This window comes from Oceanisphaera sp. IT1-181, from assembly GCF_033807535.1.
Taxonomy (GTDB): Bacteria; Pseudomonadota; Gammaproteobacteria; order Enterobacterales; family Aeromonadaceae; genus Oceanimonas.
Genome location: NZ_CP136856.1, coordinates 3,216,969 through 3,238,640 on the forward strand (window position 1 = coordinate 3,216,969; position 21,672 = coordinate 3,238,640).

The 21,672-nt window shown below is 51.2% G+C and carries 19 protein-coding genes; 10 read left to right on the forward strand and 9 right to left on the reverse strand.

All coding sequences use genetic code 11. The features are described from left to right. On the reverse strand, positions 1–231 hold the full coding sequence (locus tag R0134_RS14280; protein WP_413641409.1) for a hypothetical protein: 231 nt from the start codon (positions 229–231) through the stop codon (positions 1–3). A 122-nt stretch (positions 232–353) separates the two neighbouring features. On the opposite strand from R0134_RS14280, the gene R0134_RS14285 reads away from it, so the two are divergent. Then, entirely contained in the window at positions 354–614 is a 261-nt protein-coding gene (locus R0134_RS14285) for a helix-turn-helix transcriptional regulator (protein WP_319782626.1), read from the forward strand. 363 nt (positions 615–977) lie between these two features. Here the strand turns inward: R0134_RS14285 and R0134_RS14290 are convergent, their stop codons facing one another. Further along, positions 978–2,312 carry a sensor histidine kinase gene (locus R0134_RS14290; protein WP_319782627.1) on the reverse strand — a complete coding sequence of 445 codons (1,335 nt, stop codon included), beginning with the start codon at positions 2,310–2,312 and terminating at the stop codon, positions 978–980. After that, on the reverse strand, positions 2,299–2,964 hold the full coding sequence (locus R0134_RS14295) for a response regulator transcription factor (RefSeq protein WP_319782628.1): 666 nt from the start codon (positions 2,962–2,964) through the stop codon (positions 2,299–2,301). Before R0134_RS14295 ends, R0134_RS14290 begins: the two co-directional genes overlap by 14 nt. Positions 2,965–3,334: 370 nt before the next feature. Between R0134_RS14295 and R0134_RS14300 the strand changes: the two genes are divergently transcribed. From R0134_RS14300 to R0134_RS14325, 6 genes are all read left to right on the forward strand, one after another. Beyond that, the gene (locus R0134_RS14300; protein WP_319782629.1) at positions 3,335–3,688 is read left to right on the forward strand and encodes a hypothetical protein; all 354 of its coding nucleotides are present in this window, start codon (positions 3,335–3,337) and stop codon (positions 3,686–3,688) included. Positions 3,689–3,699: 11 nt separating this feature from the next. Further along, positions 3,700–5,055 carry an APC family permease gene (locus R0134_RS14305; protein ID WP_319782630.1) on the forward strand — a complete coding sequence of 452 codons (1,356 nt, stop codon included), beginning with the start codon at positions 3,700–3,702 and terminating at the stop codon, positions 5,053–5,055. Positions 5,056–5,129: 74 nt separating this feature from the next. Then, positions 5,130–5,303: a hypothetical protein gene (locus R0134_RS14310; RefSeq protein ID WP_319782631.1), complete on the forward strand. Its 174-nt coding sequence runs from the start codon at positions 5,130–5,132 to the stop codon at positions 5,301–5,303. A gap of 276 nt (positions 5,304–5,579) precedes the next feature. Beyond that, the gene (locus R0134_RS14315) at positions 5,580–7,967 is read left to right on the forward strand and encodes a xylulose 5-phosphate 3-epimerase (protein WP_319782632.1); all 2,388 of its coding nucleotides are present in this window, start codon (positions 5,580–5,582) and stop codon (positions 7,965–7,967) included. A 44-nt stretch (positions 7,968–8,011) separates the two neighbouring features. Beyond that, entirely contained in the window at positions 8,012–8,680 is a 669-nt protein-coding gene (locus R0134_RS14320) for an isoprenylcysteine carboxylmethyltransferase family protein (protein ID WP_319782633.1), read from the forward strand. Between the two features lie 68 nt (positions 8,681–8,748). Next, positions 8,749–11,127: a copper-translocating P-type ATPase gene (locus R0134_RS14325; RefSeq protein ID WP_319782634.1), complete on the forward strand. Its 2,379-nt coding sequence runs from the start codon at positions 8,749–8,751 to the stop codon at positions 11,125–11,127. A gap of 247 nt (positions 11,128–11,374) precedes the next feature. On the opposite strand, the gene R0134_RS14330 is transcribed toward R0134_RS14325, so the two are convergent. The 6 genes from R0134_RS14330 to R0134_RS14355 all read right to left on the reverse strand — a co-directional run bounded on the left by R0134_RS14330 (position 11,375) and on the right by R0134_RS14355 (position 17,754). Then, positions 11,375–11,815, reverse strand: coding sequence for an ion channel (locus R0134_RS14330; RefSeq protein ID WP_319782635.1), 441 nt, complete (start codon positions 11,813–11,815; stop codon positions 11,375–11,377). 46 nt (positions 11,816–11,861) lie between these two features. Beyond that, a complete protein-coding gene (locus R0134_RS14335) occupies positions 11,862–12,617 on the reverse strand; it encodes a glutaredoxin family protein (RefSeq protein WP_319782636.1) in 756 nt (251 codons plus the stop codon). Between the two features lie 11 nt (positions 12,618–12,628). Beyond that, positions 12,629–13,474 (reverse strand): DUF305 domain-containing protein, encoded by an 846-nt coding sequence (locus R0134_RS14340; protein ID WP_319782637.1) that lies wholly within the window; start codon positions 13,472–13,474, stop codon positions 12,629–12,631. Positions 13,475–14,012: 538 nt separating this feature from the next. After that, a complete protein-coding gene (locus R0134_RS14345) occupies positions 14,013–15,143 on the reverse strand; it encodes a phosphatidylserine/phosphatidylglycerophosphate/cardiolipin synthase family protein (RefSeq protein WP_319782638.1) in 1,131 nt (376 codons plus the stop codon). A 2-nt stretch (positions 15,144–15,145) separates the two neighbouring features. Next, positions 15,146–16,201, reverse strand: a complete 1,056-nt coding sequence (locus R0134_RS14350; protein WP_319782639.1) for a type II glyceraldehyde-3-phosphate dehydrogenase — start codon at positions 16,199–16,201, stop codon at positions 15,146–15,148. 257 nt (positions 16,202–16,458) lie between these two features. Further along, on the reverse strand, positions 16,459–17,754 hold the full coding sequence (locus R0134_RS14355; protein ID WP_319782641.1) for a hypothetical protein: 1,296 nt from the start codon (positions 17,752–17,754) through the stop codon (positions 16,459–16,461). Between the two features lie 721 nt (positions 17,755–18,475). On the opposite strand from R0134_RS14355, the gene R0134_RS14360 reads away from it, so the two are divergent. The 3 genes from R0134_RS14360 (at position 18,476) to R0134_RS14370 (ending at position 21,500) form a co-directional block, all read left to right on the forward strand. Continuing rightward, positions 18,476–19,537, forward strand: coding sequence for a YHS domain-containing protein (locus tag R0134_RS14360; protein ID WP_319782642.1), 1,062 nt, complete (start codon positions 18,476–18,478; stop codon positions 19,535–19,537). 173 nt (positions 19,538–19,710) lie between these two features. After that, positions 19,711–19,986: a hypothetical protein gene (locus R0134_RS14365; protein ID WP_319782643.1), complete on the forward strand. Its 276-nt coding sequence runs from the start codon at positions 19,711–19,713 to the stop codon at positions 19,984–19,986. Between the two features lie 101 nt (positions 19,987–20,087). Beyond that, complete coding sequence (locus tag R0134_RS14370) at positions 20,088–21,500, forward strand: heavy metal sensor histidine kinase (protein WP_319782644.1); 1,413 nt, start codon at positions 20,088–20,090, stop codon at positions 21,498–21,500. Positions 21,501–21,672 lie beyond the last annotated feature (172 nt).

Consider the following 21,672-nt stretch of genomic DNA (forward strand, 5'->3'; position numbering starts at 1 on the left):
CTACATCATGCCGATGGCATTGTGAACCGACAGACCTTGCAGCATGGTTTCTTCCACCCGCTCCCAAATAAACAAAATCTTCCGACCACCAAACGGACGGATATAGTGCACCCCTTCAAACAGCACAGAGTCTTTCAGACACTGACGGATGGTGCGTACGTCGTACTTGATACGAGAAGACAGCTCTTCAGTTGTTAGATAGGTATTCATATCCACCTCCAATTGACTCATACATGACTCATTTAAACCTTATGAGACGAGATTAACTCATTTAAGAGCATTGTCAACGCTTGTTTTGCGTCATGTATGATTCATTTGATAGACTTGATGAAAATATGCCTTATGGATGACTCATGATTAGGATTTTGCTTATCAAACTGTTGGACGAAAAATCATTCCGTGAAAAGCGGCGCATTACTCTGTCCGAGGTCAGCGAAAAAACGGGGATCAGCAGAGCCACACTGACGCGAATCGCCAATGTTCCAGGGAATGTCACTAACACAGACACCATCAATTCACTGTGCAAGTACTTCGAATGTGGACCTGGAGAGCTATTGAGTTATGTGGAAGATCAAGAAGAGGCTGCTGAGCAAGACACGCCACCGGCAAGCTAATGCATCAATTTTCAGAGCAGATAAACAGGCATAGTAAAAGCCGCTATGCCTGTTTTATATCGTTGGTAGGAAAATGATGAAATGTCATCTGTCTCGAATCTTGGGCGAGAGAAAGCAGAAAATAGCTGAGGTATTCAGAGAAACGGGCATCAACAGAAACACCCTACACTGTAGTTACTGGTTAATGCCTCTACTTAGGCGGGAGACAATCAGTTCAATATTTTATTATCAAATGCTACCGAAAATGAGAGAGGAGAATGCCATTAAGACAATGGAGGAGTTTTTCTTACTACTTATCTCAGCATCGATTATACAAGCGGAACTGCGGCATTGCCTTAGCCGAGATCCAGTATTCAGAAAGCATTAAATAGAAATTTCGATTAGTACTTTCAAACCTCCTTTTGCCCCTGCTGAAAACGAGACTTGGCCCCCATATCGAGCAACAATCTCGCTAACGATAGCAAGACCAAGTCCATGACCGGGAGTTTGTTTATCAAGTTGGCGCCCTCTTTGACTTAAGTGCATCCTTTCACTCTCTGCAACCCCAGATCCATCATCGGTTACAATAATTTTAGCCAAGCGGTTATGTTGCTCTAAAGCGAGTTCAACGCATGCTGCGGACCATTTTCCGGCATTATCGAGCAAGTTTCCCAATATTTCGTTTAGATCATGCTGCTCAATTGGCCATCGAAATTCATCAGTGAGTGACGTGGACAATTCGAATGATTTTTCTGGATAAAGCCGGCCGAGCATCCACAAAAGATCACGGGCTTGCTTAACGGGGTAGGCACTTTTACCTACATGCGGTCCGGCAAATCGACCGCGTCGAATTGCTGCTTCAAGCTGCTTGTCAATATCTCCGAGGCGTGACCCCATTTCATGCCTCAAGTGATGATCGAGCGGGCGGCTGGTGTCTTCGAGGATCTGCCGAACGGCTGCGATGGGCGTTTTGACACTGTGAGACAAATTCGCGAGTGCATCACGGGAGCGATCAAGTCGTTGATCCAGTGAATCAAGGAGTTGATTAAGTTGTTGTACCAGCGGTTGAAATTCCTCCGGTGCCTGGGCGTTAATCCGTGATATTTCACCGCTCTGCAATTTTTTGAGTGAGGCCTGAAGCGAGACAACGGGCCGCATCGACAGAGTAATGCCAGCCCAGATAACTCCCACAAGCAAAAGAATCAGCAAAGTAGATATAATGCCCGTCCATGCATGCAATTCCGCTTGAATATTTCGTAAGGCCCTCATATCTTCTGCAACAATCACCGTGATTGGCGTGTCATTAATAACAAATGTGTTGCGATAGGCGAGAATGTCAAAGAGTACGTTGGCTAGCTCCACATTGTGTACTTGGATACTTTCCTGTTCATTTGACTTCAACAAGGGACTCAGTAGCGGACGCCAAGATTGTGGGGATATGACCGTTTGAAGCGGTGACTGAATAATATAAGCATGGTGCAAGACTTCTTCGAAATAATCATCAGTCTGAAGCATATCGATTTTTCCTTCAGCTCGACGAATATGGTGTTCTAGAAAGGTCACTTCATCTTTTAAACGACTTTCAATAAACCCTTTCGACATTCTCTCTAGAAGTAAGCCGTGTACCAGCCACGCGATTACCATCAGACCGATACCCGCTGGCAACAGCAGGATCAGGAGTGTCCCTTTTATGGATACCGGTTTTCTAAACAACGTCATTAAATAAGTACCCCTGACCGCGTCGCGTTGCAATGGTATCCGGGCCGACCAACTTTCTCAGGCGCCGAATATAAGCTTCGATGACGTTTTCATTTGGGCTCTCATTAAGATTGTAAAGCTGCTCCATTAGCTTTTCCTTGGAAAAAATATGGCCCGGGTGGCTCATCAGACATCTAAGCAAGCGGAACTCGGTGCCAGTTAAACTGTGCTCGGTGCCATCTTCAACTTTTAAGCACTGCCGGTTTTCGTCCAGTTCAAAACGGCCCGCCTTCAGCGACGAGTAAACTCTTCCTTCGCTTCGACGCACGATGGCGTTCAGCCTGGCAATCAGTTCTTCAGTCTGAAATGGCTTGCCGAGATAGTCGTCTGCACCCGCTTTCAAGCCGCTTACTTTGTCTTGCCAGTCACCTCGTGCTGTGAGGATCAATACCGGAAAATTAGCGTGACTCTGGCGCCACTTTCGCAAAACATCCAGACCATTTCCATCTGGCAGACCGAGATCTAACACCGCGGTCCTATAGTCTTCCTGCACACCCAAAATCATTGCTTCTCTGGCAGTGTACGTAATATCAACGCTGAAACCGGCCTTTTCGAGTTGGTTGGCAAGCCCGTCAGCAAGCAGTCGGTCATCCTCTACCAGCAGTAATCTCATTTGTTGTTCCCTTTTCTTGCTCAAAACAGGACTCGACGGTGTTATTGCTTAATCTGAATGCTCTCTGAACAGCAAATATTTCAGTATGTTCAGAAAAAGCTTAGTTGGGTTAATGAGGAATAGTAACAACTGCTCTACTTATTAAGGCTTAAATTACTAAGCAGATTAATAAGGGCTTCAATACCCGTCGTATCACAGCAGAAGGTTTGATTATTGCATCTAGGTCTATAGTTAATTCATCACAAATTACTGATTTGATGTAACTAAATTTTTGGTATAAACGGAGCGTTTTTCTGCTTAATTTTCAGTTGGAATTCAGGTTGAGGTGTTGTTATAGAAACTGGGTAAACCAACTGAGAGGTTTGAGGTCATGGCCAAAGCTCATAAAGCAACAAGCCAGGCGCAATTTCTGCTTCGGCGCAAACTGGCAGTCGAAGGCCTTACTGAGATCCAGTGGGAGGACTTTATTCAGGAGCTGAATCATCATCCGTGCGTCGATTTCGCGGAAGGTAAGCCAAAAAGCCGGCTTGTCGTGATATTTGATGGCACTCGTTGGTCTACCGACGAACTGATTAACCTGATTGAGGCTCAAGGAGGCCGTTTGAAGCGCAGCTGGTGGCAGCGCCAAAAAATCGCGTGGTACCACTTTACGGATGATAACGTTCGTGCCAATGCCAAACATGAGCCGACTTGCTGTTCAAAAATGCCACCGATGAAAAAATAACAGGAGGTTAAATGAGTAAGGAGCAAGACAGAGCCACTCGTTATCAGGAAGGAAGTCTGACGCTCGTAGGCACGGTCATGCTAGGCACCGGTGTCATGATCGGTGCCGGTATATTTGCGCTCACCGGACAAATGGCCCAGATGGTGGGTGCACTTTTTCCACTGGCCTTTCTGGCTGCCGCCATCGTTGTTTCCTTCAGTTCCTATTCCTATATCAAAATCTCCAACGCCTACCCGTCAGCAGGTGGCATTGGTATGTACCTCCATAAGGCGTATGGCGATCGTCTGGCGACGGGGTTTAATGCCTTGCTGATGTATTTTTCAATGGTCATTGCTCAGAGCTTTCTCGCCCGTACGTTTGGTTCCTACGCCATGCAACTGTTCGGTGGAGATGAAGGCGGACGCATGGTGTCTGTATTGGGCGTAGCGCTAATTCTGGTGGCATTCTTGATCAACCTGCTTGGAAACCGTTGGATTCAGGGCGTCTCATGGTTCATCGGTGTCCTTAAAATTAGCGGCATTCTTGTCTTTGGCTTGGTGGGCGTCTGGTTGGCCGATAGTCTTGCGGTCGATTTTTCCAGCAGTGGTGAAACCGGCATCATCGGTAACTTTCTTGGTGCAACCGCTCTGGGCATACTGGCCTTTAAGGGGTTTACCACCATAACCAACAGCGGATCTGAAGTGAAAGACCCCCATCGCAATATAAGTCGCGCGATTGTGATTTCCATTGCCGCCTACGTGGTGATCTACACACTGGTGGGCTTTGCCGTAGCAAGTAATCTATCTCTCGCCGAAATCATTGAGACTCAAGACTACTCTTTGGCCGCAGCAGCGCGCCCAGCACTGGGTGATTATGGCCTGTGGTTCACCGTGGCGATTGCCATGATGGCCACCACTGGGGGCATCCTCGCCAGTATCTTTGCCGTCTCCCGCATGCTCGCCATGTTAACCGAGATGAAACTGGTACCCCACAGCCACTTTGGGATGCCGGGCAGTATCCAAAAACATACGCTTGTTTACACGGTAGTGCTGGGTTTGATTCTCACCGCATTTTTTGACCTCTCAAGAATTGCGGCGCTCGGTATCGTCTTTTATCTGATTATGGATATCGCCATTCATTGGGGGGTGCTGCGCTACCTGCATCAAGATGTGAAAGCCACTAGGTGGGTGCCAGCAGTGGCAATCGTCCTGGATCTGCTGGTTCTGGGCGGTTTTTTCTGGGTCAAACTGAACTCAGACCCCTTTGTGATCGGTGTGGCCGTGGTCACCATGATTGTCATTGCGGTTGCCGAGCAGATGTTCCTGACGTCTTCCGTCAGACGAAAGGCGCTTGAAAGTAAGAAGCCCCATACACACGACCACTCATAACGTAATCGGAGGGTAACCCCATGATGGAAGGGAATATGCTTGGTAACACTATGTGGCCTGGGCATTGGATATGGATGCTGGTCATTGCCATTGTCGCCGTCATACCGGTCTGGCGAATCTGCCAGCGTGCGGGATATCCGGGCTGGCTGGGCTTCCTGATACTGATTCCGATGGTCAATCTGGCCCTGTTGTATTTCATCGCTTTTGCCGATTGGCCAGCAGACAAACCGAAGACACCGAATGAGTGAGCACGCTGTAAAAGACCCGGTTTGCGGGATGTCTGTAAACCCCCATGCAGCAGAGCAACGTAACCAACATGCTGGTAAAGCCTGATAGATGAACCCTCACCGGGCAAATGGATTACCGTTAAGGTAAGAATCGAGGTCCTTGAGGCCATGAGGGTTCATCTGCGTCAGAACACCCGTTTCGAAGTGGAGGTGCTGGCTACCAATCCAGAGTGCGAGTCTGAAAAGCAAAGCTAAGTTAGAAACCTGAAATGTCCTTACGGCTATCAAGGAGTGACCATGGATTGCTATTCCATTGAGGACTCACACAGAGTCCAGCAGCGTGCCGCACAATACCGCAGGCGCTACACCAAGTTTGCCGGCTGGGCACACGGTCGCGGCGTAGTCGAACACACGGATTTGACCCAGGTGCGTGTGTTCGATTTGTGCCAGCAGCTTATCTGCTCTGGGCGCTACAACACGCTTGACGATGCGTTGGCGACCTTCGTCGCAGCGGATACCCTGACTAACGCCGCCATGTGGTTGGTGGCCCACATGACGTATGCCAACAAAGTAGACTTGTCTGGACAGCCGTTAGCGGCCAGCGATTTCAAGGAAAACCCTCAGGGTCATACTGGCGGCTCGCTGAACATGGTGCCAGCCTATATTGGTTACACCGCCGCCAATTCACTGGCGGGAATCACTCGCAGTTGGCTGATGGGCCAGGGCCACTGTGTGGCAGCGATAGACAGTGTCAATACCTTGCTTGGGAACCTTCACCCGGAGCAAGAAGCTCGCTACTCCCTCGATGAGGACGGTTTGACACGGTTAGTAAGTGATTTTTACAGCTATGCCATCAACCCCGATGGCACCCCCGAGGCGCCACTCGGCAGCCACGTAAACCCTCACACGGCCGGCGGGCTGATTGAAGGGGGTTATCTGGGGTTTGCCGAACTGCAATATACCCATATGCCGTTGCCAGAGGAACGGCTGGTTGCTTTTCTGAGTGATGGTGCCTTTGAAGAGCAGCGGGGAAGCGACTGGGCCAGTCGTTGGTGGCGCGCCGAGGACTGTGGCCTGGTGACACCGGTAATGATTGCCAACGGACGTCGCATTGATCAGCGCTCGACCATCTTTTTGCAGGGCGGCACCGATTGGTTTCGACAGCACCTGAAGTTGAATGGGTTCCATCCCATCGTCATTGACGGACGGGATCCGGCGGCCTTTATCTGGGGAATTTTCGAGGCGGAGTCGAGATTGCAGGCGTGTAGTGACCAAGTGCGTGCCGGCACCATGGCGTATCCGGTAAGGCTGCCTTACCTGATTGGTGAAACAATAAAAGGCTACGGTTTTTATGGCGCGGGTACCAATGCCGCCCATGGCACCCCGTTGCCGGCCATACCAAAATTCGATGACGCGTCACGCACCTATTTTAACGATTCCGTGGCTCGTCTCTTTGTGCCTGAAACCGAGATGCGCCGAGCAAAGGAAGTACTAGCAACCCACACCGCAGATCATCGACCGGCGGAAAAAGATCACCCCTTGAGTTGCCGTGAGGTGGTGCTACAGACAGTACCCGCCCCTAAGTGGTTGCAAATGGGGGAGCTGAACTCGCCCATGGCGGCCGTCGATCAGCTATTTGTGGCGCTTGTGAAAGCCAACCCAGCTTTGCGTGTACGACTGGGGAATCCGGATGAACTGCGCAGCAACCAGATGAACCAGACCCTCGATTTACTGAAACACCGTGCCTTGGCACCAGAATCTGGGCTGGCCGAATCATTGCACGGTTCGGTGATCACGGCACTCAATGAAGAAGCAGTAGTCAGTGCCGCGCTGGGTAATAAGGGGGGCCTTAATCTGGTGGTTTCCTATGAAGCGTTTGCCATGAAAATGGTCGGAGCCCTCCGCCAAGAAATTATCTTTGCCAGGCACCAGCAACGCGTGGGTCGGCCGGCTCGCTGGCTTTCGGTCCCTGTCATTGCCACGTCGCACCTCTGGGAAAATGGCAAAAACGAGCAGTCTCACCAAGACCCAGCCTTTGGCGATGTGTTAATGGGAGAGATGAGTGACATTGCCCGCGTTGTCTATCCGCCAGACAGTAACAGTGCGATGGCGAGCCTTAATGCTTGCTACCAGACTCAAGGTCAAGTGTGGGCCATGACGATTCCCAAAGGTAGGTTGCCGACAGCACTGGATAGTCACCAAGCCGAGCAATTGGTGCGCGATGGTGCTATTGCGCTTAGCGAAGGTAACGACGTGCAGTTAATCGCCGTCGGCGCTTATCAACTACAAGTTTGCCAAGTAGTGGCTGACGATCTCAGCCACCAAGGCATTTCATGCGCAGTTGTCTGCCTCTTGGAGCCGGGCCGTTTCCGCGACCCTCGGGATGAGGTAGAAGCGGAACATCAATCATCCAGCCAGAGTAGAGCCGCACTGTTTACCAGCGACATAAAGCTACGAGTGTTTGTGTGCCATATGCGACCGGAAACCCTGCTGGGGATTTGCCGCCCCCTCGATCTGGGACGGGATCGCACGCTGGCTTTCGGTTACACCAATCATGGGGGAACGCTTGATACCGCAGGTCTGCTGCTGGCTAATGGCAGTGATCCTCAATCGATCAGGCAAGCCATAGTGTCACAACTGGACACGCTCGACTTGGATAACGCAACACGGTCGCCATTAATCTGATTTCACACACCAGACCTTTAGGCCGCATATAGGTATATCAAACCATGAATGAATCGTTCAACAACGCTGGAGCCTGGGGTATCACACTGATTGTTATCGTGTTGGTGTCGTGGTTCTTTTATCGTTATTTTGCACCGAAGAACTGGCGGGAATGGGCGGGTGCCGGGGTGGTGCAGGCCTTTATCATCGCACTTTATGCAGAAATGTATGGCTTTCCACTTACCATCTATCTGTTGGTACGTTTTTTCGGTCTGGACAGCGAGTATGTCAGCGCCAATTTGTGGTCGACCCTGGTAGGGCTAGGCGAAACCGGCATGCTGATCTCTATGCTACTCGGCTATGCACTTGCGTTCATCGGGATCGGGCTCTTTATTCAGGGATGGCGCCAGGTTCACAAGGCCCGTAGAGAAAACCGTCTGGTGACAGACGGGCTGTATGCGTATGTACGAAATCCACAGTACACGGGGCTGTTCATTGCGCTGTTCGGCGAAGGCGTAGTGCATTGGCCAACGCTGTTCTCGGTCGGCCTGTTTCCAGTCATCGTACTGGTCTACACATGGCTAGCTCGACGCGAGGAGCAGCAAGTGTTGCAGCAGTTTGGTGAGGAGTACGGCGCCTATCAGCGGCAGGTACCTATGTTTATTCCTCGCTGGGGGCAGTGGCAAAAACTCGCCGCCGCTTCACGAAAAAGCAGTGATGATAAAACATCATAGTGTCTTCTCATAAAGTGTGAAACCTGATCTTCTGGATTGAAGATAACAATCAAAAGGATGGTTGAATTATGTCCTCAAAAAATAGCACAGCCAATTCTGGGACGTCAGTACTCAGTGAAGCTACCGCGCAATACACCTGTCCGATGCACCACGAAGTAGTATCGGATGAGCCAGGAGATTGTCCAAAATGTGGGATGCATCTTGTTCCATTAGAGGAGGTTGATAGCACCACGCACTCTGATCATGCATCTCATCATCATGCTGGTAGCGACCCAAAGGCATCAGACGATGATCTTAAGTACAACAAGCTACCCACCGGTTATGAGGGAACGGTCTACACCTGCCCCATGCACCCTCAAGTTCGCCAAGCCAAACCCGGAGCCTGCCCGCTTTGTGGAATGGGGTTGGAGGTTGAATCCGCCGCAGTGGGTGATGAGGGGCCCAACCCGGAACTTGTGGATTTCACTCATCGCTTCTGGGTCGCACTGGTCCTTTCAATACCCTTGCTGATCCTGACTATGGCGCCCTTCGTTGGTATCACGGCGGTTCGCGACTTTTTTGGTGAACGCATGTCGCAGTGGATTGAACTGGCATTAGCGACGCCGGTGATTTTCTGGTCAGGCTGGCCCTTCTTTACCCGTGGTTATCATTCGTTTCGCACCATGAACCTGAACATGTTCAGCCTGATTAGTATGGGGGTGGGTGCCGCCTATATTTTCAGTATTGTTGCGGTGTTGGCACCGGGTATATTCCCGGACGGATTTCGCGGAGCTGGCGGTCACGTCGGTGTATATTTCGAAGCCGCCGCCGTTATCGTCACGCTGGTTCTGCTGGGCCAGCTGATGGAACTTCGGGCCCGCGAAGGTACTGGCAAGGCCATTCGCGCATTACTGGATATGGCGGCTAAAACCGCACGACTGATCAAATCAGATGACACCGAGGTAGAGATTCCCCTTGAAGATGTACAAGTCGGCAACCATCTGCGTGTGCGCCCTGGTGATAAAGTGCCGGTAGACGGTGTGGTTGTCGAAGGCCGGTCGTCCATCGATGAATCGATGATTTCCGGTGAGCCGTTACCAGTGGAAAAGGTATCTGGTGAGAAAGTCACCGGCGCCACGATTAATGGTACGGGTAGCTTCGTCATGGAGGCCACTCGGGTGGGTGCGGATACCATGCTGAGCCAGATTGTTGAAATGGTCGCCAATGCCCAGCGCAGTCGAGCGCCGATTCAGAAGTTTGCCGATATGGTGGCCGGTAAATTTGTACCGGCCGTGATTGGGATAGCGGTGCTGTCTTTTATCGCTTGGGCTGTCTGGGGGCCGGCACCCGCCCTGTCTTATGCGCTAGTGTCGGCGGTTGCCGTGTTGATTATTGCCTGCCCATGCGCATTGGGCCTTGCAACCCCCATGTCGATCATGACCGCAACCGGTCGTGGAGCCCAACTGGGTGTGCTTATAAAAAACGCAGAATCTCTGGAACGTTTTGCCAAGGTTGATATCTTGATGGTAGACAAAACCGGTACCTTAACGGAAGGAAAGCCCAAGCTCGTCGCGGTGTTGCCAGAATCGGGCCATGATGAGGCCGAGGTTCTGAGGCTGGCGGCCACGCTGGAGAAGGGGTCTGAGCATCCTCTGGCTGAAGCGATTGTTGCTGGTGCCGAAGCTCGTAATGTGGCACTCGGTAAAGCCGATGATTTTGAGGCAGTAACAGGTAAAGGGGTTAAAGGAATGGTTGACGGCAAGCCGGTGGCTCTGGGCAATGCCAAAATGCTTGAGGAGCTGGGACTAGATGGAGGCCATTTGGTTGATGTTGCCAACACCCGACGTGACGAAGGTGAAACAGTGATGTTCGTGGTATTGGATGGTGCGGTAGCCGGCCTCGTCAGCGTTGCTGACCCGGTCAAAGAAACGACTCCTGCGGCGTTGCGTGCACTTCATGAGTTGGGTTTTCGGATTATTATGGCAACCGGTGACAACGAGCGAACTGCCAAGGCTGTTGCCGCGAAGTTAGGCATCGATGAAATCCGCGCCGACGTGCTACCGGAAGACAAGGCTCGCATTATCCGCGAGCTGCAGGCCGAGGGCCACAAAGTGGCGATGGCGGGCGACGGAGTCAACGACGCCCCCGCTCTTGCTCAGGCGGATGTGGGTATTGCCATGGGAACCGGTGCTGACGTCGCCATTGAAAGCGCCGGATTTACGTTGGTCAAGGGCAATCTAGACGGAATTGTTCGTGCCAGAAAACTGTCGGTTGCCACAATGCGCAATATCAAACAAAACCTGTTTTTTGCATTGGTGTACAACGGAGCTGGGGTTCCTATCGCCGCGGGGGTGCTCTATCCCTTTACCGGTATTTTAATAAGCCCAATGTTCGCCGCTTTCGCAATGAGTGCGTCGTCTCTGTCTGTGGTAATGAACGCTTTACGCTTACGACGAGAAAAAATCTAGTGTCCAGTCAGGCTAAGCGGTAAATGGTGGTGTCTTTTGCCCAGTGGCTGATTTTGCCTATGTTGCTGGCCTATTCCACAAGATGGATGTTTCTTGGGTGGTTGGCTTCGAAGCATATCGAACGCGATTAGACTGACCAAAGTGACAACCACGTTCGTCCAGAACGTTTTTAAAAAGGTCAACGTCGTCGTCATGACATGAGTTTATAAAGCGCTGCGCAAAGACACTTAATCGCGATAGCGCTTTGCTAGCTTGCGAAAGGTTTTTTGCCGCCCATGATCTGCAGAACGAAGGTTCCGGATGCCGTGATCAGCAGAAAGCCGTGAAAGGCCTCCATTGCGGTCATGAATCGAAGGTGTCCGCCGGGCGTGAGATCGCCTCGTCCGAGTGTCGTGAAATTGACCAGCGAGAAGTAAAAGTAGTCCATAAAGATGAGGGGCTTGCCGTCGCTGGTTGCGGACGATACGAGGTCGCCGATCTGCAGGTCATGCACAGCAATCCAGAAGCCGGCCGCATAGAGCAGTGCCTCGGACGTATGGGCCAGCACGATCGCGGCAACAGTGACGGCAAGGCAGTGTCCCGGATGGCGGGACGGCGTCACGAACTGTGACGCGAACCGCAGCACGCCGTAATGGATTGCAGTGCAGACGGCGATTAGGAGCGCCGCCAGCGCAATCGCCAGAGTCATCGGTTGCCCGCTTCCGGATGACCGCGCCGTAATCGAAGAATCGGCACTAGGTGAAGAGCACGATGGCCATCACCACCGCCATGCCGACCATCATAAGGTTTTCAGTCAGGGAGACGAAGCCCAGCGGAACGTTGCTATCGCCGCCGACACACGCGCACTTCAGCTCACGTTTGTCGATGTAGACGGCTTTAAAGACCGACACCGCGCCCATAGTGCCGATGAAAAGCGCACCGGGGATCGACAGCCACGGCAGAACCGTCGCCGTCATCAAAAGGCCTGCGCCCGTCTCGACGAACGGATAGACGTAGCCATAACGCACCCAGCGCTTCGCCAGTAAATCATAGTTCAGAAACATGGTCGAGAAGCTCTCGATATCCTTCAACTTCTGTAGACCCAGCAGGACCATGGAGATTGAGATGAACCAGCCCAGCGTCTGCCATGCAAAGACCGACGGTAGCGCGACCCAGGCGAAAGCCAGCGCAAGCAATGCCGAGATTGAGAACAGCGCGATAATCGGCTGATAGGTTGCGTCGTCGGTCTCCGGGTCCTTTTTTCCGAAATGAATCTGAAGATCGTCATAGCCGCCGATCCGCTCATCACCGATGAAAGTCTGCGGCGTCGTTTTGACGTCATGCTCGCGCATGAAGGCGTCGGTATCCTCGCGAGTCTCCAGATAGTGATCCTCAACCTCGAATCCCTCACGCTCCAGCAAGTCCTTGGACTTGAGGCCATAAGGGCAGGTATGTTTCGGCATAACCATCCTGTACAGCACAGCCTTCTTCGTCTGTATATCGCGGGGCATCAAAGCCTCCTTTAGTTGCAGGTCCAGTAGCCGTTGAAGCCTACGCGCAGCGGCGGTTTGGTCATCAGGTCGAAGATCAGATCCGCACCTTCGCCCGCATCGGCTTCTCGCGAAATCAGCGTCATGCGAATACCTTCGGCCTCCATCGTCGTGCCGTCACCTTTCAGCAGTATCAGCGAGCCGGAGATCTTAGCAACGCCACGTCCGTCCACCGTCGCCAGAATCGGATCAGCATCAACCGCGCGGTCAAAGCGACAGGTCGCATCGCTGCCAAGAGCACGGGTGATTTCGGCTTCGGTCAGCGGGGCTGGGCGAATGCCGGCAATAACGGAGGTGGCTAACGCTTCGGCTACTGTCTTCACCCGAGCTTGTTCGCTCGATTTCCCAAGAGCCGCGTCGGCACCGGCTTTGCCATTACGGTCGATGTCTTCAACCAAGAACCGCATCTCGGAAATTTCGCGGTCCTGCGCCAGCACGATCTCTTCGGCCAGTTTCGCCACGCGCGGATCGGTGATTTCGGCCCGACGCGAGGTGAGGATCGCGATGGAATGATGCGGAATCATCGCCTTCATCCAGGCCTTGTCTTCGATGAAATCCTGACTGCGGAACAGAAACAGTGCGCCGGCGAAGACAAGGGCGCTGCCAGCGAAAATGGCGATGTTAATGATTCTGTTTGAATACATGCTCAGCATGAAGAACAACATGATGACCGCCATCATGGCGCCCATGTAGACCGCCATGTAGACGCGGCTCTCGCTGTAGTACAGGTGTTCCCATGCATAGGAGTTTGCGTACATCAGACAGAACATTACGATCGTGGACGTGGCGATCATGCCGAAAAAGCGCCAATATGACATAAGGTATCCCCTTTGATAACGTCGGCAATCACTGTAGTTGCGCTGGAAGGTCCCGTTAGGATTCCAACGATTTTACGATCGAGGAATCCTGCCGATTTAAGTATAAAAAGTATAGACACCTTTTTTATAGATCAACCATATCTGAACAATTGCAACTCCGCGCTTCGCTCCGAGCGCTGCACAATCTGCGCTGAGCTCAGTCTTCAGTCGCTGAGTTTTCCCTCGGATTTTCGCGCATATGCATCCAATACTTGAACAAATAGTACTTATGCTTCAGCGCTATGTATTGCAAGGCTCGCCTACAGATTGTTGTCGATATAGGTGCGGCCATCGTTAAGATTGCGCGCAAGAGCCTACCACTAATTTATGGTGTATCCGATCGCCTCCGCGATAACTAATTTGCGTGAGATCTTTGGCACCTGCTCCATCGGCCAAGTGTACGGCTCTGCGCTCATGCGGTGGGGATCCTGACAGAGATTCGCGGCTACATCATGGAACAACAATGAGGACAATAGGCATGAGCATCCTAGTTAACTACTTAAAGCCACTTTCGTAAAAATCGTCCAAATACATCGTAGATGCCATTGATGAATCCACGATGTTTCCAGTCCACCAAAGTTATCTCATGCGAGTTCTTTAGATCATCCAAAAAGGTTTCTCTCAACTGACTGATCAACTGACGACTCCTTGAAATTAACGTTAGTTCATAGTTGATGAACAAGCTTCTGTAGTCGAAGTTGGCTGTCCCTATACTTCCCCAGATATCGTCAACAAGGAGAACTTTTGAATGCAAAAAACGTGGTGTGTACTCGAATATGCGGACACCGTTTTCGATGAGCTCACCGTAAAAAGCCCGGGCAGCCCATTGTGCAGGTGCTGAGTCCGTTTTTTCGGTGGTCAGAATACAGACGTCGACTCCCCGGCGCGCGGCGAAGATAAGTTGCCTACGCAAGCCTCGGTCGGGAACAAAATAAGGTGTCACAAGCCAAATGCTCTTTGACGCTGTTACCAGCTGGTCCTTAATGGTACACCGTAGCTGGATACGGCACCTGCGCGTGGTATTAGGCACAATCCGGCTGTCACCCTCATTACTTTTAAGTGGGTCTCCGTCGGGGTGACCGCACCAGAAAGCGTCAAACAGAGCCTCGGCCTCTGCGGCCAGTATCCCACCAAAGCAAGCGTGAGCATCGCGCCACCGTGTTAAGCCGTAGAATCGTTGGGAGCCTTCACGGTGAATGTTGAAGCCGCCGAGATACGCTGTCTGGCCATCGACCACCAACAATTTGCGATGATCACGACGGTTGTAACGCATCGGCTGTCGCCAACTCCAGCGATGGAAGCGTTGCAGACGTACCCCGGCCGCCCTAAGCTGACGCCGATGACGCAGAGGAAGGCAGCTACTGGAGCCCAAGGCGTCGACATGAACGCGTACATCAAGGCCGCGCCGGGACTGGCGCATCAGTTCATTGAGTAACACGGTTCCGACTTCGTCTGCGGCCAGAATATAAGAGGCCAGAAAGACACGGTGGGTTGCCGCGCGAATCGAGCGTGCCATCGCTGCGTAAAGTTCGTCCCCTTCTGTGAAAAGTGTGAACTCAGTCTTGAGAGGCTCTCCGGTGCCAACCGCTGAATGCGAGCTTTGCTGGGGGAACCTTGAATGACCGTTCACATTTATGGCCTATAGATTACGCTGGAAAGGGAGCCGATTCCGAGGCTGGCATTGGTTTTGCGTATCGACAGATCAGCATCAGGTTCAATTCCGGTAAGTGCGCGTATCGCATCAATCGTTTCCGGGATCACAATGGCCTGATTGTCGACCATATAGGTATAGAACAACTCATCACCCTGAACTTTGAGTATGTCTTCCCAAAGCGCGACTTCATATAAGCTATCGTGAGGCCGGCCGAGATCGGCCATCAGCTCCTTAACGGCGTTGATAGCGGTTAAACCGTCGTCGGTCCGAATCAAGGCAATACGAGAGGAGGCGCGGAACGCATCCAGTATTTCATCTTTGCTTGCATGACGGGTTAGTTGTACCGACCAATAATGCAGGTGGGCAAGTGTTTCGGGGATCTTGACTGCCATCGTTACGATATCAAGGTCAGGGTCAACGCTCTGGGCGTCTGCGCCTTGGTGGCTGGGAATATCCCGCTCGGGCACTACCGTATTCATAATTCCGCCCAGATGGCTTTCCCACGGATCCGTCGCCCTACGTAGTAATGTGCCGCGGGCGCGAAGAAGTAAGCCGCGGTGTTTAAGGGCTGTAAGAGTACGAACGATTGACGTTGTGTTACATGACACGACGCGAGTACAGTCGCGCCCGACCGCCGAGGCGTAACTGGTTTCGGCAACAAATGAATGGCCAGTAGTCTCATGTTTCTCGCCGCCATGGACAATAAATTTGAGACCACGCTGCCGGTATATTTCGATATTCTGGCTGGCCACATGTTTGGGGGTGCAGTCCACTACGATGTCAGCTTCATCGAGCAAATCATTCAGCGTGCCGGAAATGGCAATACCTGCTTGGTACATGGCGACGGCATGTGCATTAGTGGCTCCATACAGTCGAAATCCTTTGCTAATGGCAACTCGTGTTCGCCAGTCATGGACGGTATCTGCGACTCCGGCTAGCACCATATCGTCCTGCATGGCGACCGCATCGGCCACTCGTTTTCCAATAACACCATAACCATTGATTGCTACTCGTATGGTCGGCCGCTGCGTCATGTTAGTTCTCCTATTCTGTCGCGTTTAATTGATGACTCTGAGGCAACCTTGCCTCTAAGCCGAAACAGAACATTGGCTGAATGCCAGCATACTTGTCTGAAAACACCAATGAAGTTATGAAGATTTGTTGATGATTAATATGTGATTAAATGAACCATTGGCGGTGTCCTGAAAGAGCTATAAGCACAGTCGGCCGCTGAGCCATGATCAGTGTCAGGTGAGGCATGACCTAAGACGTATTAAAAATAGATAAATATTCACACCTGAAACACGGGCGCGAAGCCACCGCCAGGCGTGCGAAAGTTAGTGGTCTGGCCTTGGTATATACGTGCAGCGACAAGCAAACATTTTCCCGCATAGGTATAAAGACGAATATCGACCTTTCTGGTGGTTACGGTGCCATCAATCCTCATGGTCCGTTCCCCCGCTGGAACAAAGTTCTGCGCGATATAGTCGCCGTTAAGAATGTTTTCAAAAACGCGCCGGGTCAACTTGTTGCCTCGGTATACACCTTTGCTGCCATGGCCAGCAACCGGCTTGAAGAACAGTTCTCGTCGCGCACTCCACAGTTCTTCTGCATCGCTTGCTGAAACCCCTCGGGTCTTGGGCACGGCGCGCTCCAGATACCCAGCCTCTGCCTCACTGAGCCCCCAGTCGCGTAGAGTCAGGGGGTCAGACAACAGGATCAGGTTGCGTTTGTCGGCCATGAGCGCATGTGCATGAGGATTGGGTGTTACCACCACCGCGCCGTCTAGATACGCGCGCCTTAGCACCTCATTAGCCGGGGCGTCCAGCGCGAAGTCCACCAGTCGGTTGTACACCATGTCGATAGGCTTGCCCTTTGCTGTCAATACACCATCGACATATTCGAGCTCCGATGGTTCGAGTATCAACGTATCAATTCCTCGGGCTTGGAGTAGCTGTTGGGCCAGCTGAAACTCGGGAAACATAAATTGAGTCTCTGGGGCGTCGTCCACTATGGCCAAACGACTGGGTATAGAGTCAGCACGCTGCCGTCGCCACTCCTGTTGAAACATATCAAACACCGTATCCTCAAATTCATCCAGTGCCTGCTTGGTCGCTGCGGTTTGTTGAGATGGATCACAGCATTGATGCTGAGCCCGCGCCAGTACCGTGTTCAAAAACGCGCCGCCGGCATTGGTATTAATCTCAATCAGCTGAGGACCGTCTGGGCCCAGGTGAAAGTCATAGCCCATGAAGGCCCCCAGGGGGCCTGGATCGAAACGTGCGATTTCCGGCGCCCAGGACAGGGCGTACTCCCGATACAACGGAAGCTCGGCGGCTGCTTCGATCGCCTGAACGATACGTTCCATCGTCACTATGTCAGCTCGAGGGACGAAAACAGGCGTATTGGAAAAAAAATGATGGAGTTCAGGAACCGCTGAAAGATCGTTTTCGGCACCCATAAATTGACTCTGTAGGCTCTCGTTGAGGGCTTTTTGGTCAAGAGTGACGCAGTAACACTGCCGATTGAGCTGGTCTGCGTGGATATTATTGGTATTTAGTTGATTTTCCTGGGGCACGTCTTGCATTTTGAGCCTTTAGATATAGTGGATAGTTCAACATATAGATGTAGGTATCAGGTTTCTTCAATAGATTGGACTGTAGTTTCGCTCTTGATTCTGGTCAATAAAATACATGTGTAGTTACTTTTTTCAGGCATATTTCAGCTTCGTGTGTTGAACTGCATGGGAGTGACCACGCACCGTCGAGAATCTTGCCAGCTAGTCATTTGTTCCCATGGATCGACCGATACCTGGTGGTAAGTAGTCTGTCTGCTCATGAAAACCGAGAACTGGCCAGCCGCCCGGAAGGCGTAACGGAAGACAGGCACAGAGGCTATACCGCTATAGATGACTAGCGATGTATCGGACTATGACCGGTGGGAACTGAAAGTACTGCATTAAGGAATTGCTATAGTGATTGTCGAACAGATATTCCTGATGTCTTCCGCCAAAAATAAGGCGATGAAAAGTGATGAGTCCGAGGCACACAATTACTGATATTCAATACCTAAATTGGAGGATACTCTCATGATGGAAGGGAATATGTTTTGTAACACTATGTCGACTGGGCATTGGCTATGGATGTTGGTCATTGCCATTCTGTTCGTTATACCAGTCTGGCGAATCTGTCAGCGCATCGGTTATCAGGGTTGGATGGGGATCCTGATTATTATTCCGGTGGTAAATCTGATTCTTCTGTACTTTATTGCATTTTCGGACTGGCCAGCGGACAAAGCAGGATCACGTAATGGGTGATCATCAGCACTCACACCAATACGATCACCCTACCCATGAAAATCATGTTGAAGACCCGGTCTGCGGCATGTCCGTAGATCCTCATACGGCAGAACATCGCAGCCACCATACTGGCAAGACCTATTATTTCTGTTCCATCCGATGTCAGTCAAAGTTTGATGAGGATCCAGAAACATACTTCAGTGAGGGGAAAGAACCAGCGGAGCCGGTTATCTCCGGCACTATATACACATGCCCGAGGCATCCAGAAATCCATAGCAATTGTCTGATTTGCGTGACGGTCTTGGAGCTGAAGCAAGTGAACCTCGACGATCGGCCATTGAAAGAGCTTACGGATATGACTCGTCGGTTCTGGATTGGTCTGCTTCTCGCCCTCCCTGTGTTGGGACTTGAAATGGGGGGCCACCTTACAAGTCTTGATCACATCGTATCATCACAAACTTCCAACTGGATTCAGCTGATACTGATAATGCCTGTGGTGGTCTGGTGCGGCTGGCCCTTCTTTGCTCGGGGCTGGAAGTCAGTGCTCAACCGCAACCTGAACATGTTCACACTAATCCCCATTGGTACCGCCATTGCGTTGGTCTATAGCCTTATCGCGACATTGTCTCCACAGGTTTTCCCAAATATTTTACGGCAGGCAGATGGTTCAGTTACCGTGTATTTCGAAGCGGTGGCCGTCATTGTGGTGTTGGTATTACTTGGGCAAGTGCTGGAACTTCGTGCTCACGAGAAAGCCACAGGTGCGATAAAAGTCCGACTAGATCTGGCCTCGGCCACGGCCACGGCAAGAAAGTTGGATGATGATGGGGTCGAGTCCGACATCTCCCTCGATCAGGTGAAGGTCGGCGACCGTTTGCGAGTCTGTCCGGGCGATAAAGTACCACTGGATGGAGAGATTCTGGAAGGCAGCTCCCATGTTGACGAATCTCTGGTAACCGGAGCCCCCCTAGCGGTGAGCAAAAAGATGGGTGACCAGGTGATTGCTGGCAGCATGAACCAGCAAGGCAGCTTCATTATGCGAGCTGACAAAGTCAGGCGCGGCACCAAATAGGATTCACAGATATAAGTAATGTGCACAATAGCTACACCCATGATCATATTTTTTGGGAGCGTCACACGACGAGAATGCCAAGCGTACTATCTGGGTTGTTGCTCTGATGGTCATCATGATGATGGGTGAAACAGCCGCAGGTTACACCACAGGTCCTATGGGCCTAGTTGTTAATGCGAGATACTGCGGATGTATTGCCTGACCATACGGATGAACACGTTGCGAAGGAGATTCGTGAAATCCTTGGCCAAACCGGTGATGTGGAAGTCACGGATTTGCACATATGGCAGGTTGTCCCTGAGGCCCGAGCAGCGATTGTGAGCGTATTGGGTAACTCAACCATCAATGCAAATATGATTCGAGAGCGCTTAAAGCCTGTCCATGAGATCATGCATCTGACCGTGGAGTATCATATTTTAAAAATCAAAATGCAGCCCGTAGACCTATGAACACCTGATACTACGATCACCTTGCCATCATCTGACTTGTGCCTGTTCATAGCATGGTATATTGGGCAACGTTGGAGCATTACAGAGTAAAGGGCTACATAATGGGCAGTTATCTTTCTTTAACAACTCGACTCAGTCTTACGTTCAGTATTGCCATGTTGGCAGTATGGGGATTGGTGAGTGTCGTATTAATGCAATCGCTGGAGCACCACTTTGCTCAACAGGATGAAACTGACCTTAAAAGTAAGATAATACTAACCAAAAAATTTATTTCCACTCAATTACAGGGCGATAAACAGAGCTGGTTAGAGTTAGAAGCAGGTTTAAATAACATGCTCTCTGGGCATGATGGCTTTTATCTACTGATTAAAGATCGACATGGCCAAGTGCTAGCAAGCACTAACGTCACTTATGATCAGCAACCGGGTATGAGTCGAATTTTTCCCAGCTTTACATCATTACCATTACAAGAGAGCTGGACCGAAGACGGTATTCGTTATCGCAGTATTACAGAACAGGTTTTTTTGGATCCGTCCATGTCTCGAACCGATACAGCCAACTCGGTGTTGGTACGTATGGTAATAGACTCCAGCTATCATCAGCATTTTATTGATGAACTAAAAATAGGCCTTGTCTGGTTCACTGGCGGTATTGCCTTGATCTCCGTGCTGCTAGGATGGTTTGCATCGCGGACCGGTCTAAAACCATTACGCAGCCTAGCCTCGCTTTCCGCTCGGGTTACTGCCAATAAACTCGATCATCGGCTCTCTTTGGCCAATGCACCATCAGAGCTACACGCACCCATTCAGGCCTTCAATGACATGCTGGATCGACTGGAAGATTCTTTTCAGCGGCTAACGGCCTTTTCTTCCGATATTGCCCACGAGCTGCGCACTCCGGTTAACAGCCTAATGATGCAAACCCAAGTGGCGTTGGCACAGCCGCGTAATGCCGAAGAGTACAAAGAAGTGCTCTACGCTAACCTGGAGACTGCCGAGCGGCAAGCGCGGATGATTGGTGAAATGTTATTTCTTGCCAAGTCAGAGCAAGGCCAGTTAACCATGCAGCGCGAGCCGCTGGCCTTGAATGATGAATTGGATGAACTAATTGAATTTTTTGAGCCCTTGGCCAGTGAACAACAAGTACGCCTACACCGACAAGGCCAAGCTTCATTGCTGGGCGACAAAGCCATGCTGCAACGCGCTTTCAGTAATTTACTCACTAATGCCATTCGCTATACAGCGGCAGAGGGTGAAGTGCGCATGACCATTAGCAGTAATAATCAAGGCACAACCGTGACGGTAGCCAATCCAGGAGCGGCGATTCCACCAGAAGAATGGCCTCATCTGTTTGACCGCTTTTACCGAGTGGACCATGCACGCCAACCAATAACCGAGGGCACGGGGCTGGGGCTAGCGATTACCCAAGCGATTATCATCGCGCATCACGGCACTATTGCTGTGCACTCTGATGCACAAGAAACCTGTTTTAGTGTTTGGTTTCCGTGTGAGTAATATTACTTTTAAATAAAAAGGGAGCCTAAGCTTTGGATGACAATCGGTTAAGCTGACTGGCATTTTTTACTAGGGATACTTCAAAGGTTTAAATCTACCCTCCTTGATAGTGTCGGTCTTCTCGCCTTATCAGGGAACGGTCAAGATTCAGCGCCGACACGTCTTCAGCCTC

Coding starts and splice junctions, on each gene's coding strand:
- R0134_RS14280 (WP_413641409.1), bottom strand. CDS start 231: ATGAGTCAATTGGAGGTGGATATGAATACCTATCTAACAACTGAAGAG.
- R0134_RS14285 (WP_319782626.1), top strand. CDS start 354: ATGATTAGGATTTTGCTTATCAAACTGTTGGACGAAAAATCATTCCGT.
- R0134_RS14290 (WP_319782627.1), bottom strand. CDS start 2,312: ATGACGTTGTTTAGAAAACCGGTATCCATAAAAGGGACACTCCTGATC.
- R0134_RS14295 (WP_319782628.1), bottom strand. CDS start 2,964: ATGAGATTACTGCTGGTAGAGGATGACCGACTGCTTGCTGACGGGCTT.
- R0134_RS14300 (WP_319782629.1), top strand. CDS start 3,335: ATGGCCAAAGCTCATAAAGCAACAAGCCAGGCGCAATTTCTGCTTCGG.
- R0134_RS14305 (WP_319782630.1), top strand. CDS start 3,700: ATGAGTAAGGAGCAAGACAGAGCCACTCGTTATCAGGAAGGAAGTCTG.
- R0134_RS14310 (WP_319782631.1), top strand. CDS start 5,130: ATGCTGGTCATTGCCATTGTCGCCGTCATACCGGTCTGGCGAATCTGC.
- R0134_RS14315 (WP_319782632.1), top strand. CDS start 5,580: ATGGATTGCTATTCCATTGAGGACTCACACAGAGTCCAGCAGCGTGCC.
- R0134_RS14320 (WP_319782633.1), top strand. CDS start 8,012: ATGAATGAATCGTTCAACAACGCTGGAGCCTGGGGTATCACACTGATT.
- R0134_RS14325 (WP_319782634.1), top strand. CDS start 8,749: ATGTCCTCAAAAAATAGCACAGCCAATTCTGGGACGTCAGTACTCAGT.
- R0134_RS14330 (WP_319782635.1), bottom strand. CDS start 11,815: ATGACTCTGGCGATTGCGCTGGCGGCGCTCCTAATCGCCGTCTGCACT.
- R0134_RS14335 (WP_319782636.1), bottom strand. CDS start 12,617: ATGCCCCGCGATATACAGACGAAGAAGGCTGTGCTGTACAGGATGGTT.
- R0134_RS14340 (WP_319782637.1), bottom strand. CDS start 13,474: ATGTCATATTGGCGCTTTTTCGGCATGATCGCCACGTCCACGATCGTA.
- R0134_RS14350 (WP_319782639.1), bottom strand. CDS start 16,201: ATGACGCAGCGGCCGACCATACGAGTAGCAATCAATGGTTATGGTGTT.
- R0134_RS14355 (WP_319782641.1), bottom strand. CDS start 17,754: ATGCAAGACGTGCCCCAGGAAAATCAACTAAATACCAATAATATCCAC.
- R0134_RS14360 (WP_319782642.1), top strand. CDS start 18,476: ATGGGTGATCATCAGCACTCACACCAATACGATCACCCTACCCATGAA.
- R0134_RS14365 (WP_319782643.1), top strand. CDS start 19,711: ATGCGAGATACTGCGGATGTATTGCCTGACCATACGGATGAACACGTT.
- R0134_RS14370 (WP_319782644.1), top strand. CDS start 20,088: ATGGGCAGTTATCTTTCTTTAACAACTCGACTCAGTCTTACGTTCAGT.